Origin of the sequence: Pseudomonas sp. NFIX28 (assembly GCF_900107395.1) — a bacterium.
Lineage (GTDB): Bacteria > Pseudomonadota > Gammaproteobacteria > Pseudomonadales > Pseudomonadaceae > Aquipseudomonas.
Map to the genome: position 1 here is coordinate 83,107 of NZ_FNPW01000018.1, position 13,983 is coordinate 97,089.

13 protein-coding genes are annotated in these 13,983 nt (G+C 65.3%); 12 read left to right on the top strand and 1 reads right to left on the bottom strand.

The genetic code is table 11. The features are described from left to right. From BLV20_RS31605 to BLV20_RS26860, 11 genes are all read left to right on the top strand, one after another. Window positions 1–276: hypothetical protein (locus BLV20_RS31605; protein ID WP_218190315.1), on the top strand; the 276-nt coding region annotated here is incomplete at its 5' end. Next, entirely contained in the window at window positions 276–1,784 is a 1,509-nt protein-coding gene (locus BLV20_RS26815; protein WP_092305428.1) for a YdgA family protein, read from the top strand. The genes BLV20_RS31605 and BLV20_RS26815, both read left to right, overlap by 1 nt. Window positions 1,785–2,093: 309 nt before the next feature. Next, a complete protein-coding gene (pgaA, locus tag BLV20_RS26820) occupies window positions 2,094–4,571 on the top strand; it encodes a poly-beta-1,6 N-acetyl-D-glucosamine export porin PgaA (RefSeq protein WP_092305429.1) in 2,478 nt (825 codons plus the stop codon). A gap of 11 nt (window positions 4,572–4,582) precedes the next feature. After that, on the top strand, window positions 4,583–6,580 hold the full coding sequence (gene pgaB, locus BLV20_RS26825) for a poly-beta-1,6-N-acetyl-D-glucosamine N-deacetylase PgaB (protein ID WP_092305430.1): 1,998 nt from the start codon (window positions 4,583–4,585) through the stop codon (window positions 6,578–6,580). Between the two features lie 3 nt (window positions 6,581–6,583). Next, a complete protein-coding gene (gene pgaC, locus BLV20_RS26830) occupies window positions 6,584–7,933 on the top strand; it encodes a poly-beta-1,6-N-acetyl-D-glucosamine synthase (protein ID WP_092305431.1) in 1,350 nt (449 codons plus the stop codon). Beyond that, the gene (gene pgaD, locus BLV20_RS26835; RefSeq protein ID WP_092305432.1) at window positions 7,933–8,409 is read left to right on the top strand and encodes a poly-beta-1,6-N-acetyl-D-glucosamine biosynthesis protein PgaD; all 477 of its coding nucleotides are present in this window, start codon (window positions 7,933–7,935) and stop codon (window positions 8,407–8,409) included. The genes pgaC and pgaD overlap by 1 nt, the downstream gene beginning before the upstream one ends. Window positions 8,410–8,616: 207 nt before the next feature. Continuing rightward, window positions 8,617–9,177 (top strand): YbhB/YbcL family Raf kinase inhibitor-like protein, encoded by a 561-nt coding sequence (locus BLV20_RS26840; RefSeq protein ID WP_092305433.1) that lies wholly within the window; start codon window positions 8,617–8,619, stop codon window positions 9,175–9,177. Window positions 9,178–9,265: 88 nt separating this feature from the next. Then, window positions 9,266–11,017 (top strand): vWA domain-containing protein, encoded by a 1,752-nt coding sequence (locus BLV20_RS26845; RefSeq protein ID WP_092305434.1) that lies wholly within the window; start codon window positions 9,266–9,268, stop codon window positions 11,015–11,017. A 37-nt stretch (window positions 11,018–11,054) separates the two neighbouring features. Further along, window positions 11,055–11,636 (top strand): RNA polymerase sigma factor, encoded by a 582-nt coding sequence (locus tag BLV20_RS26850; RefSeq protein WP_092305435.1) that lies wholly within the window; start codon window positions 11,055–11,057, stop codon window positions 11,634–11,636. Beyond that, the gene (locus BLV20_RS26855; protein ID WP_092305436.1) at window positions 11,633–12,373 is read left to right on the top strand and encodes a hypothetical protein; all 741 of its coding nucleotides are present in this window, start codon (window positions 11,633–11,635) and stop codon (window positions 12,371–12,373) included. The genes BLV20_RS26850 and BLV20_RS26855 overlap by 4 nt, the downstream gene beginning before the upstream one ends. An 82-nt stretch (window positions 12,374–12,455) precedes the next feature. After that, entirely contained in the window at window positions 12,456–12,647 is a 192-nt protein-coding gene (locus tag BLV20_RS26860; protein ID WP_092305437.1) for a hypothetical protein, read from the top strand. A 12-nt stretch (window positions 12,648–12,659) separates the two neighbouring features. Here the strand turns inward: BLV20_RS26860 and BLV20_RS26865 are convergent, their stop codons facing one another. After that, on the bottom strand, window positions 12,660–13,211 hold the full coding sequence (locus BLV20_RS26865; RefSeq protein ID WP_092305438.1) for a hypothetical protein: 552 nt from the start codon (window positions 13,209–13,211) through the stop codon (window positions 12,660–12,662). Window positions 13,212–13,672: 461 nt separating this feature from the next. Between BLV20_RS26865 and BLV20_RS26870 the strand changes: the two genes are divergently transcribed. Beyond that, window positions 13,673–13,930, top strand: coding sequence for a hypothetical protein (locus BLV20_RS26870; RefSeq protein ID WP_092305439.1), 258 nt, complete (start codon window positions 13,673–13,675; stop codon window positions 13,928–13,930). Window positions 13,931–13,983 lie beyond the last annotated feature (53 nt).

Here is a 13,983-nt window from a genome sequence, read left to right on the forward strand (position 1 = left end):
GGTTGCAGAGCAACCGCAAACCCTGAATCCGCGATCTGCCTGAAGAAACGCAGCGTCAGGCCCAGCGACGGCTGCGCCGCCGATCGCAGGCTGCGCCAGCGGCTACAGGCTGTGTTTTCAACCTCCCCTATTCACGACTTTTCACATGGAAAGGTTGGGCCGGCTGGCCTGGCCGGTGCTAATCTTCGGCAGTTTTACGCACAGTCGAGCCGCAACCCGTGCCGGGTTCAGGGAAGACGACCACACATTCAACAACGGATCGATCGGGTCAAATAATGAATAAATCAGCAGGCGTACTGTTAGGAATCGTCGTTGCAGTGGGAGCTATCAGCGCCGGCGGCGCCTGGTACACCGGGACCAAGCTGGAAGGGGTACTGCAAACCTCCATCGCCGACGCCAACAAGGAACTCCAGGCGGCCATGGTCGGTTCCAACGGTACCGCCAGCCTGGAGCTGGTATCGCTGGAGCGCAATCTGTTCAGCAGCACCGCGCGCTACCGCCTCAAGGGCCAGGGCGAGATGTTCGGCGACAGCGCCGAAGGCGTCGAGCTGGTCTTTGTCGACCGCATCGAACACGGCCCGCTGCCGTTCTCGCGCCTGATGACGCTGAAATGGCTGCCGGTCATGGCCACCAGTCACTACGAGCTGGAAAAGAACCCCCTGACCGAAAAATGGTTCGCCGCCACCAAGGACGTTTCCCCGCTCAAGGGCGTGGTCAACCTCGGTTACGACCGTTCCGCCACCGGCAACCTCGAGCTGCTGCCGCTGGAAACCGCCCTGGACGACAAGTCGACCCTGAAGTTCTCCGGCATGAAGCTGGACCTCTCCACCAGCACCGAGGCGCAGAAGGTCAAGGCCGAAGGCTACATGGACAGCCTCAAGCTCAACAGCGTCGCCGAAGACCAGACGCCGGTGCAGATCGAGCTCAACGGCCTGACCCTGGCCAGCAACCTGACCAAGAGCAACTACGGCTTCTACGTCGGCGAAAACACCCTGGAGCTGACCAGCACCAAGGCTACGTTCGGCGAGAAACAGTCGGTGCTCAGCTTCAAGAACTCGGAAATCAAGAGCGCCACCGACGAGACCGGCGCGCACCTGGCCGGCCGCGCCGACTACAAGATTGGCGAGGTCGCCCTCAACGGCAAGGCCGTCGGTTCGGCGCAGATGACCTGGAGCATGAAGAACCTCGACATCGCCTCCGGCATGTCGCTGATGCAGGTCTACCAGAACAAGCTGCAACCCTACGAAGACGCCGTCGCCGCCGCCGAAGCCGCCGGGGAGCCAGCGCCCGAGCTGAACCTGAGCGAGGCCGAGCAGGCCCAGGTCAAGGCTGACCTGGACAAGCTGCTGGCCGCCCAGCCGCACATCGCCCTGGAAAACCTCTCGTTCAAGACCACCAATGGCGAAAGCCGCCTGAGCCTGGTGGTGGACCTGAACAAGCCGCAATCCATGGAGCTGCCGCCGGCCGAACTGAGCAAGCAACTGCTCACCCAGCTGGACCTGAACCTGCTGCTGTCCAAGCCGATGATCGCCGACGTGGCATCGCTGCAGGCGCAGCTGGACGGCGTGACCGACGCCAAGGCCATCGCCGACCAGGGCAGCATGGCCGCCGATATGGTCAGCGGCATGGCGCTGGGTACCCAGCTGGCCAAGCTGGAAGGCAACGACATCGTCTCCAAGCTGCGTTATGCCAACAACGAAGTGAACTTCAACGGGCAGAAAATGACGCCTGAGCAGTTCGTCGGTTTTGTCATGAGCAAACTGGGCCCGGTCACCATCCAGTAAGCTGCGAAAACGCCCGCCAGGGCATTTTCGGCACGCAACGCCCGGCCTCCATGCCATGGAGCTGCCGGGCGTTTTTTTGCCTGCTCCGGGCTGGAGAATCCCCGTCCAGAGCCTCCTTCAACATCGCTGGAAGCCACGTCGTTCGCGGATTTGTGCAGAAACGAATCTGAAGAAATATTGCATTTCAGCATCTGTATCAGCCTTGCATGGAAGACTCCGCCGCAATCTGGCCGAGTCATCTGATTCGGCTTCCTGGCACGTACCAGGCGGGGCCACGACCCCGGCTAGCCATGTAAGGATGCTGAAGAAATGCCGCCCATTGTTCATCCCGTTCGTGTTTATGGTTTGCGACCACTGCTGCGCCTGGCGTTATGCAGCCAATTGCTGTGGCCGACCCTGGCCCTCGCCGACCCTGCCTATGACCGCCTGATCCTCGATGCCCGTGCCGGCAGCTATGCCCCCGCGCTGAGCCATTTGCGCCAGGTGCCGGCCGACCGGCTGAGCACCGGGCTGGTCAGCGACCACCTGCAGATCGCCAGTTGGGCCGGCCTCGATGCCGAGGTGGTGAATGTCTATGAAACCCAGGCCCGTGGCCGGGTGCTGCCGGTCCAGGCACTGGCCGCCACCGCCCGGGCCTATCGCAACCTGCAGCGCTGGGACTCGGCCATCCAGGTGTACCGCCTGGCTCTGGAACGTGCCCCGCGGGACCCTGATCTGCAACTGGGCCTGGCCCTGACCCAGGCCGACGCCGGCAAGCCGGAGGAGGCCGTGCGCCGTGCCCGCGAGCTGGTGGCGGCCAAGCCCGACGACGCCACCCGCCGCCTGGCTCTGGGCTACGCCCTGAGCCGCGCCGGTTCGCCGTATGACGCGCTGTTCGAGTTCGACCAGGCGTTCGTCCGCGCCGGCACCCGCCCGGAAGTCGCCCGCGAATACGTATTCGCCCTGCAACGGGCGCGCTTGCCGGAGCCGGCCCTGCGCCTGGCCCGCCAGCGCCCGGGGCTGATCGATCCGACCATCGAACGCCGCCTGCAAGGCGACCTGGCCGCCGAGCGCGTGCGCCTGGCCGAGCTGGCCACCCGCAGCGAGAAAGAGCGCTACGTGATCGCCGACCGCGCCCTGGCCGATTACGACCAGTTGCTCGCCACCTGGACCCCGGACCCGGCAGCCAAGGACGACGTGACCCGCTGGCGCATCGACCGCATGGGCGCGCTCAAGGCCCGGGCGCGCACCGCCCAGGTGATCGCCGAATACCACCAGCTGACCGCCGAAGACGTGGCCATCCCCACCTACGCCCTGCGCTGGGTGGCGGCCGCCTACCTGGACCAGCGCCAGCCGGAGATTGCCAGCGACCTCTATCGCCAGGTGCTGGCGGCGCCGGATGCCGACATCGGCGACCGTGTCGAAGACAGCACCGCGCTGTATTACGCGCTGCTGGAAAGCGACCGCCCGCTGGAGGCACAACAGGTCGCCGAGGACCTGGCCCGGAACCAGAAACCGCGGGTCGAGCTCAAGGGCCTGCCGGTGGGCAACCCCAGCGATGAATGGATGGACGCCCAGCAGCTCGCCGCGCAGGCCGGCACCTACAGCGCCGACCTGGCGGGCAGCGAACAGCGCCTGGCCAGCCTGGTGGACCAGGCGCCGGGCAACATCGGCCTGCGCGTGGCCCAGGCCAACCTGTACCAGGCCCGCGACTGGCCGCGTCGCGCCGAGGGCCAGCTCAAGGAAACCGAGAGCATGGCGCCACGCGATGTCGGCCTCGAAGTTGCCCAGGGCTACACCGCCCAGCAGCTGCAGGAATGGCGCCAGTTCGATGCGCTGACCGACGACGTGGTGCAGCGTTATCCCGAAAACCGCCAGGTGCAGCGCCTGGCCCGCAAGCGCGAAGTGCACGACATGGCCGAGCTGCGGGTCGAGACCTACGGCGGCAAAAGCTACGGCGGCGGCAACAACGGCGCCGGCGCGGTTTCCGGGAGCAAGGATTTTGGCATCGAGACGCTGCTCTACAGCCCGCCGATCAACGAAGACTGGCGCCTGTTCGGCGGCCTCGGCTACGCCACCGGCGATTTCCAGGAAGGCACCGGCCACCACCGCTGGCAGCGTATCGGCGTGGAACGCCGGACCCGCGACATGACCCTGGAAGCGGAAATCTCCAACCATTCCTACGGCTTCGACGACAAGCAGGGCGCGCGGCTGTCCCTGGCCCGCGACATCGACGACCACTGGCAGTACGGCGCGAGCCTGGAATACCTCTCGGCCAATACTCCGCTGCGGGCGCTCAACAGCAACATCTACGCCAATGGCGGCAGCGCGTTCCTGCGCTGGCGGGCCAACGAGAGCCGGGAATGGCGGCTGGCCCTGAGCCCCTCGCACTTCAGCGACGGCAACAACCGCCTCGAGGCCTTGCTCACCGGTCGCGAGGGCATCTATGCCACGCCTCACGTACAGGTCGACCTGGGCCTGGAGCTGGGCGCCAGCCGCAACAGCAAGGAAGACACACCGTACTTCAACCCCAAGTCGGACCTCACTGTCCTGCCGACGGTGAACGTCAACCACGTGCTGTATCAGCGCTACGAAACCTCCTGGAGCCAGCAGTTCCAGGTAGGCGCCGGTACCTACAGCCAGCGTGATTACTCCACCGGGGCGATTGGCCTGCTCAGCTATGGCCAGCGCGTGACCTGGAACGATGTGTTCGAAGCCGGCGCCGCCCTGAGCGTGCTCAACCGGCCTTACGACGGCGACCGGGAAACTGACCTGCGCCTGCTCCTCGACCTTACCTATCGCTTCTAGAGAGTCTGAAGATGCCTCCGATGACCCGTTGCATCCTCCTGCTGGGAGCCCTGATTCTCAGCGCCTGCGCCCAGCCCGCCGCGGACTTCCTGCCGCCGGCGCAACGCCCCGTGCCGGCCAACGAAACCCCGTGGCCGAAAAACCACGTGCTGGGCATTGCCTACCACGACGTCGAAGACCGCGACCCCGACCAGGCGGTGGTGGCCGTGCGCACCGAACGCTTGATCGAGCAACTGGCCTGGCTGCGCGAGAACGGCTACCAGCCGGTGACCGTGGACCAGATCATGGCGGCGCGCAAAGGCGGCCCCGAGCTGCCGGCCAAGGCCGTGCTGCTGAGCTTCGACGACGGCTACGCGAGCTTCTACACCCGCGTGCTGCCGGTGCTGCGCAGCTACAACTGGCACGCGCTGCTGGCGCCGGTGGGGGCCTGGGTCGATACCCCGCTGAACCAGCCGGTGGATTTTGCCGGCACCCCGCGCAAGCGCTCGGACTTCCTGACCTGGCAGCAGGTGCGTGAAATCTCCCGTTCCGGCCTGGTGGAAATCGCCGCCCACACCGATGCCAACCACAAAGGCGTGCTGGCCAACCCCCAGGGCAACCTGCAACCGGCCGCCGCCACCCGGCGCTATGACGCCAGCACCGGGCGCTACGAAAGCGAGGCCGAGTTCGAAGCGCGCCTGCGCGGCGACGTCGCCGCCATCTCGAAAAAAATCCGCGCCGCCACCGGCTACAGCCCGCGCGTCTGGGTCTGGCCTTATGGCGCCGCCGACGGCACGGCGCTGCGGGTGGTGGGCGAGGAGGGCTATGACATGGCCCTGACCCTCGACGACGGCCTCGATGCCCTCGACAACCTGATGAGCAGCCCGCGCTTCCTGGTGGCGTCGGACCCGGACGGCATGCATTTCTCCAACAGCATCGTCGGCGTCGAAGCCAAAAACCCAATGCGGGTGGCCCATGTCGACCTGGACAACGTCTACGACCCGGACCCGCAACAGCAGGAAATCAACCTCGGCAAGCTGGTCCAGCGCATGGCCGACCTGGGCGTGAATACCGTGTTCCTGCAAGCCTTCGCCGACCCCAAGGGCGATGGCCTGGTGCACTCGCTGTACTTCGCCAACCGCCACCTGCCGGTGCGCGCCGATATCTTCGACCGGGTCGCCTGGCAGCTGCGCACCCGGGCCAACGTCAAGGTCTTCGCCTGGATGCCGGTGCTGAGTTTCGCCCTCGACCCGAGCCTGCCGCGCGTGACCCGCTGGGACCCGGAAACCGGCCAGGTCGCGGTCGATCCGGACCAGTACCGGCGCCTGTCGCCGTTCGACCCAGAAGTGCGGCGCATCATCGGCGAGATCTACCAAGACGTGGCGCGCCTGACCTCGGTGGACGGCATTCTCTACCACGACGACGCGGTGTTCTCCGACTTCGAAGACGCCAGCCCCGCCGCGCTGCGCACCTACGCCGCCAACGGCCTGCCTGGCTCGATCGCCGCCTTGCGCGCCGACCCGGCGACCCTGCAGCGCTGGACCCGTTTCAAGAGCCGCTACCTGATCGACTTCACCCATGAGCTGACCGCCAAGGTCAAGGCGATCCGCGGGCCGCAGGTGCTGACCGCGCGCAACCTGTTCGCCGAGCCGATGCTCAACCCGCAGAGCGAAACCTGGTTCGCCCAGAACCTCGACGACTTCCTCGCCAACTACGACTGGACCGCGCCGATGGCCATGCCGTTGATGGAGGGGCAGCAGCGCAAGGCTTCCGGCGCCTGGCTGGAACAGCTGGTGGCCACGGTCAAGGCGCGCCCCGGTGCGCTCAACCGCACCGTCTTCGAGCTGCAAGCCCGGGACTGGACGCAAAAACCGGCGCGCGATATTGACGCCGCGCAAATGGCCGACTGGATGGGCCGACTCAAGCGCCAGGGCGCGACCAGTTTCGGCTACTACCCGGATAACTTTCTCGAGAACTCGCCGGACCTGAAGACCATCCGTCCTGCGTTCTCCACCAAGTGGAATCCTTAAATCATGTTGGATCGACTGTTAGCCCTGCTCGTTCTGGCGATTGTCCTCGGTGTGCCGCTGGGCCTGATTTTCCTGGTGACCGGCCAGTTCCTGATGGACTTCGTGTTTTTCTACCCGCTGTTCATGTCCGGCCTGTGGATCGCCGGCGGCCTGTACTTCTGGCTGCACTGGGAGCGCCACTGGCCCTGGAAGGACGACACGCTGCCGCCGCCGCTCAAGGGCGAGCCGCTGATCAGCATCCTGATCCCTTGCTACAACGAGGGCGACAACGCGGCGGACACCATCCACGCGGCGCTGGCCCAGCATTACCCGAACATCGAAGTGATCGCGATCAACGACGGCTCCAAGGACAACACCGCGCAGGTGCTCGATGCCCTGGCGCTGGAGGACTCGCGGCTGCGGGTGGTGCACCTGGCACAAAACCAGGGCAAGGCCGTGGCCCTGCGCATGGGCGCCGTGGCGGCGCGCAGCGAATACCTGGTGTGCATCGACGGCGATGCGCTGCTGGCGCCGAACACCGCGGCCTACCTGGTGGCGCCGCTGCTGGAGAACTCGCGCCTGGGCGCCGTCACCGGCAACCCGCGGATCCGCACGCGCTCGACGCTGGTAGGGCGGGTCCAGGTGGGCGAATTCTCTTCGATCATCGGCCTGATCAAGCGCACCCAGCGGGTGTTCGGGCGGATCTTCACGGTCTCCGGGGTGATTGTCGCGTTCCGCCGCTCGGCCCTGCACCGGGTCGGCTACTGGAGCCCGGACATGATCACCGAAGACATCGACATCAGCTGGAAGCTGCAGCTCGATCACTGGAGCATCTTCTACGAGCCGCGGGCGCTGTGCTGGATCCTCATGCCGGAAACCCTGCGCGGGTTGTGGAAGCAGCGCCTGCGCTGGGCCCAGGGTGGCGCCGAGGTGCTGTTCAAGAACATCCGCGGGATCTGGCAATGGCGCCACCGCTACCTGTGGCCGCTGCTGTTCGAATACTGCCTGTCCACCGGCTGGGCCTTCACCTTCCTGCTGTCGGTGATCTTCTGGGGCGTCGGCCACTTCATCGTCATGCCCGAGGCCATCGCCGTCGACCGCCTGATGCCGCCGGCCTTTACCGGGCTGGTGCTGGCGATGGTCTGCCTGCTGCAGTTCGCGGTCAGCATCCTGATCGACCGCCGGTATGAGAAGGGTTTGGGCAAGACCATGTTCTGGGTGGTCTGGTACCCCCTGGTGTTCTGGTTCGTCAGTTTGCTCACCACCTTGGTGAGTTTCCCCAAGGTGCTGTTCAGCCAACACCGCAAGCGTGCGCGCTGGGTCAGCCCCGACCGTGGCATCAAGCCGATAGATGATGAAGAGGAGGCTCGCTGATGAAAATCATCAGAACCCGTCAACGCCCATTGCTGGTGATCGTCGATGTGGCGTTCACCGTGCTGGCCTGGATCGGCCTGGTGTACCTGCTGGTACGCGGCCTGTGGCCGCTGATCGACACCCACGACGGTCCGCGTATCGAAGTCGGCGTGCTCGAGGCGCTCGGCACCTTGCAGATCTACCTGTGGGTGGCCCTGCTTAACGCCGCTGTGCTGATCCTCTGGGCGCGTTACCAGCAGCGCAAGAGCAAGCGTTTTGCCCGGCGCCGCCTGCCGTCGCCGATCGTCGACGATCAACGCCTGAGCGAAAGCTTCAAGCTCAGCGCCGCCAACCTGCTGCGCATGCGCCAGCCCGGGACCATGACGGTGCACAACGACGAAGAGGGCGGCATCAGCCTTGTCACTACCGGCTTCATGCGCCTCAACGCCGAGCACTCGGGGCATTCGTCGTTGCTGGCCGAACCTGCGGAACGTTGATCCAGCGGCCGGTGAAAGGCCCAAGGGTCAGATGGCCGGTTGGAATCCCGGTTGTGGCAAAAAAGCCCCGGTACGGAAAAATCGGGGCTTTTTCGTTTACAAGCGGCTACGGCTCAAGCTCAATCAACGGCAATATCGCTCAAGCGCAACGCTGCGCAGTGATAGTCTCCAGGCCCCGATGAACCTATTCGCAGAAGGTGCTCGCGTATGTCCCGTTTTGCCTCTTTCCCTACCTGGCTGGCCGCCAGCGCCGTCCTGCTGTGCCTGCAATTGCCGGCCCAGGCCCAGGAGCGTTTCACCCTGAACGTGCCCGGTGTCTCGGACAACCGCCTGTTCACCCCGGCCAGCGCCAGCGATGCCAAGGGCTGCGGCGGGCATAACCAGTCGCCGGCCCTGGCCTGGACCGCCGGCCCCGAAGGCACTCGCAGCTACGCCATCGTGATGCACGACCCGGACGGCGCCAAAGGCCAGGGTATCGATCACTGGGTGCATTACGGGATCAAGGCCACGACCCGGCAGATCGCCGCGGGCGCTGGAACCAAGGGCACCCTCGAAGGGCTGGGCGGCACCAACAGCAAAGGCTCCACCGGCTACGTCGGCCCTTGCCCGCCGGTGGGCGACAGCGCGCACCACTACATCATCCAGATCTACGCCCTGGAGCTGGCGCCCGATGCCTTGCCGGCCGGCCTGACCCGCGCCCAGCTGCTGGAAAAGATCAACGGCCATGTGCTGCGCAACAGCAGCGTGGTGCGGCGCTACCTGCGCTAAGCAAAAAAATTCCTGGGGCTTAACCCGAATCGCCAAGGGGCTTCGTCTGAAGGGGGGAATGGATCAATTTCTCCCGAGGTCAGCCCCTATGTTCCTTCCTCCGCACTACATTCGCCCCGCCTTCCAGGGTTGCGCCGCCGGGTTGCTATTGGCCATGGCCGGTTGCGGCCCGTCCTTGCCGGATACCCGGGGCGGTGCCTTGCCCGTCCAGGAGACGACAGCGCCGCAGGCCGCCGTGGCTGTGCCAAGCGAGGCCGCGCAGGCCGATGCCAGCCTGGCCCGGCACAGCGCCAAGGCGTTCGCCCCGGCGCCGATGCCCGCCTCGATGCTGCAACGCGAAGCGCTGCCCGCCGGCTATCGCGCCGAGCCGCGCGAGCAGTACCAGAACCTGCCGGACAACCCGATCCACAGCGTGGCGCAGGCTCCGGTCTCGACCTTCAGCGCCGACGTCGATACCGGCGCCTACGCCAACGTCCGGCGCCTGCTCAACCAGGGCAGCCTGCCGCCGGAAGGCGCGGTGCGCCTGGAAGAGCTGGTCAATTACTTCCCCTACGATTACGCCCTGCCCGGCGACGGCTCGCCGTTTGGCGTGACCACCGAGATCGCGCCGTCGCCGTGGAACCCCCACACCCGTTTGCTGCGCATCGGCATCAAGGCCTCGGACCGCGCCGTCGCCGAGCTGGCGCCGGCCAACCTGGTGTTCCTGGTGGACGTGTCCGGCTCCATGGATCGTCGCGAGGGCCTGCCGCTGGTGCAAAGCACCCTCAAGCTGCTGGTCGACCAATTGCGCGAGCAGGACCGGGTGTCGCTGGTGGTCTATGCCGGTGAGTCGCGGGTGGTGCTGGAACCGACTTCCGGGCGCGACAAGGCGAAGATCCGCAACGCCATCGAGCAGCTGACGGCGGGCGGCTCCACCGCTGGCGCCTCGGGCATCCAGCTGGCGTATCAGATGGCCCGCCAGGGCTTTATCAAGAACGGCATCAACCGCATCCTGCTGGCCACCGACGGCGACTTCAATGTCGGCATCAGCGACTTCGACCGCCTCAAGCAGATGGCCGTCGAGCAGCGTAAAAGCGGGGTGTCGCTGACCACCCTCGGCTTTGGCGTGGACAACTACAACGAACACCTGATGGAGCAACTGGCCGATGCCGGCGACGGCAACTATGCCTACATCGACAACCTGCGCGAGGCGCGCAAGGTCCTGGTCGACCAGCTCGGCTCGACCCTGGCGGTGGTGGCCAAGGACGTGAAACTGCAGGTGGAATTCAACCCGGAGCAGGTCAGCGAATACCGCCTGCTGGGTTATGAAAACCGCGCGCTGAAACGCGAGGACTTCAGCAACGACAAGGTCGATGCCGGCGAAGTCGGTGCCGGGCATACCGTCACCGCGCTGTATGAAATCGTGCCCAAGGGCGAGCCGGGCTGGCTGGAGCCGCTGCGTTACGGCCCAGCCCCCGCGCAGCCGCAATCGAGCATCAAGAGCGACGAACTGGCCATGCTGCGGGTGCGCTACCAGACAACCCAGGGCGGCAGCAGCCGGTTGATCGAGCGGCCGATCCTGGCTGCGCAGCAACACGGCAAGCTCGCCCAGGCCAGCGATGATCTAAGATTTGCCGCAGCCGTGGCGGCGTTTGCCCAGCAGCTCAAGGACGCTCGCTATACCGGCGACTTCGGCCTCAAGGACACCGTCGCCCTGGCGCGCGGCGCCAAGGGCGAAGACCGTTTTGGCCTGCGCGGAGAGTTCGTGCAGCTGGTGGAACTGGCGCAGAGCCTGCAGACTCAGGCCGCGCCGGCGGACCAGCCGGCGCCTGCCGGGCAGGCCTTGAGCCGCCGTGAGTAACGCCATGACCCGCCCCCACAAGGAGCCCAGCACGACCATGCCAGGGATGAACCGGCCAGGCACCGCCAGCAGCGACGAAACGCTGCTGGCACGTTATCGCGCGGGTGACAGCGCCGCCTTCGAGGTCCTCTACCAGCGGCATCGCCAGGGGCTGTACCGGTTTTTGCTGAGCCTGTGCGACAAGGTCGAGCTGGCCGACGAGGTCTACCAGGACACCTGGCTCAGCCTGATTCGCACGGCCAGCGCGCCACAGGGCCGGGCCAGCTTTCGCACCTGGCTGTACCAGATCGCCCGCAACCGCCTGATCGACCATTGGCGCAAGCACGGCATCCGCAACCCGCTGCACGACAGCTACGACGAGCAGCTGCACGACCTGGCCGATGCCGCCGACGGCCCCGAGCAGCACCTGAGCCTGAGCCGTGAACGGCAGCGCATCGAGGCCGCCTTGCAAGACCTGCCCGCCGACCAGCGCGAGGTCTTCCTGCTGCGCGCCCACGGCGACCTGGAATTGCCGCAGATCGCCAGCCTTACCGATACACCGCTGGAAACGGTGAAAAGCCGTTTCCGTTATGCGCTGAAAAAATTGCGTCGGCTCCTGGCCGAGGAGGTACTGACATGACTGACGCCCGACCACTTCCCCCCACCGAAGAAGAGCGCATGCTCGAGCACATTCGCCAGCACAGCCACGGCGAGCCGCCAGCCAGCCTCGACGCCCTGATCATGGCCACGGCCCGTCGCGAAGCCCCGGCGCCTCGGCCTTCGTTGTGGCAACGCTGGTTCGACCTGTGCCGTCAGCCGCGCTGGCAAGTGGCGTTCGCCAGCCTGTTCGGCGTGACCCTGCTGCTGGGCGTGCTGCGATCCCCGGAACCGGCACCGAGCCCGGCCTTCGCCCCTGCGCCGGCCCCCGCGGCAAAGCCCGCCGCCCCGCAGCTTGCGCGGCGCCAGGCCGAATACGCTGCCGACGCGGAAGCGCCCGCGCTGAAAAAATCCGCGCCGAGCGCAGCGGCCCTGGAAGAATCGAGTGGCTTCGAACTGGCCGCCACGCCGGATACGGCCGCGGGCGCCTTGTCGGTGCCGGCCCCGGTGGCGCCCATGGCGGGGCCGCCGCTGACCCAGGACGCACAGGCATTCGATGCCGAGCCGCAACAGGCGCTCAAGCGGCTGGCCTCATCCCCCGGCAAGGAACGGTTCGACGGCAAGGCGCCGAACCCGCTTCTCGATGACGCGCTGCGCGAAGTGCTGCGCCTGCGCCAGGCCGGCCAGGGCAAGGCCGCCGACCAGCACATCAGCACCCTGAAGCAACGTTTTCCCACCGAGGACATCGACGCCCGCCTGCGGGCCTTGCAGCAACCCTGACGGCAAAACACGCGCAAGCCATGGCCTGGCATCCGGAAAACGCGCACTATCGAGGCAGTTTCCTGAAAGTGAGAGGCTGGCCATGGCGCCACGCATCGACCGTATCGCTGCACTGCTGAACTGCCCGACCAAGGGCGCGGATATCCGCCAGGCCATCAAGGAGAGTCGCAAGGACTTTCTGCTCGAGGCCGGTGAAGACGATGAAGACCCGCAGCAGGCCCAGCCTGCCGCGGATCAGGATGAAGCGGCGCAGAAGCCGCAAGCGCCCGAGTGAAACCCTCCGTGATTACTTGCGGGCCGGCGCGCGCTTGACGTTCTGGCCCTTGGCCTCGATGGCCAGGGCAATCGCCTTGTAGCAGTCGTAGAACAGCTCCTGGTTCTTGAACATGTTCTCCACCAGTTCCATCTTGCCGTCGCTGTGCTGGACGCGGATGAAACGCTGGTTGAAGACCTCGACCAGCTCGACGTCCGAGATATTGATCAGGCGAATCTCGCGGATCTTCGAACTGAAGTTACTGACCGGGGCCACCAGCTTCTTGTCCGTCAGCACCACATAGCGATTGCCGGCGCCACGCAGGAAGATCAGCGCACCCGCGACGGCGACGGTCATGGCAACGCCCAGGACGCCGGTCAGTTGCATGACCAGATGCCCATTGAGCCCCAGGCCATCTAGCAGCCGGATCACGCCGTTGTTCTCGCTGGGTGTGCCGAACACCGCGAACAGCGAAAGCCCACCGAAGACCAGGCCCGCCAGGGTCATTTTCTTGTAGTTGGGCCCGTAGTAATAACGCGCCTGGTGCGACGGCGCGGTGTTGCCGGAAAGGTTCGAGATATTCATCGTGCGGGGTCTTCCATGAGTCTGGCGAGAAACGCTGTGTATGCGCTCGGCAGTGGGCCGGGCGCGTGAATGGCATCGGGGAGGCATCATCGCAAAAAAGATTGGAGACACCTAAAGGGCTTTCGGAGTGAAAAGGCTTCAGCAAGAAGCGAAATACCTCACAACGAATGCAGCCAATCCGCCTTGTTCCTCCCAAACCTCCATCCCTATAGTTCCCCCTGTCGCTGAAAAATCAGCGACCGGATTTGGCGATCCGTTTAAAGTTAGGCGCAGTCGTGTCATCGACTCCTTGCGCGTGCATTTCTGTACGGGTGATGGCGATCAATGGCGGCTGTGCGCGGGAGACCTTTGGGTCTGCCGGGTTTACTAACTTACCGGTTCGCCAACCCGCGTACGGCTGCCACCCACTCGTTTGGCGACGAGATCGGCAGTCTTCTTAACCAAGTTAGGGATGACATGTCATGTCGAAGTACATACCGCTGCAAACCAATTTTCCTGATTGTCCTGTTCTGCTGATCGATAGTGATGAGCCGATAGCGCATGTGTTGGATTGTGCTCATCAGCGGATCAAGGCGGGGACGGATCTTTTGGAAAGCCTCACCTCAGTGACGATCAAGGGCATTGAGGATGAGGATCTCTATCGGCTGACCAACGCGGCTTATCTGCTGCTCAGGGAGGGGGTGGATTTATTGGAGGTCGCGCGAAGAGTTGTTGCTTGAGCTTGAGTTCCACGAAGGGCTTCTTGCGCAGCCCTTCGATCAATTTCAGCTGA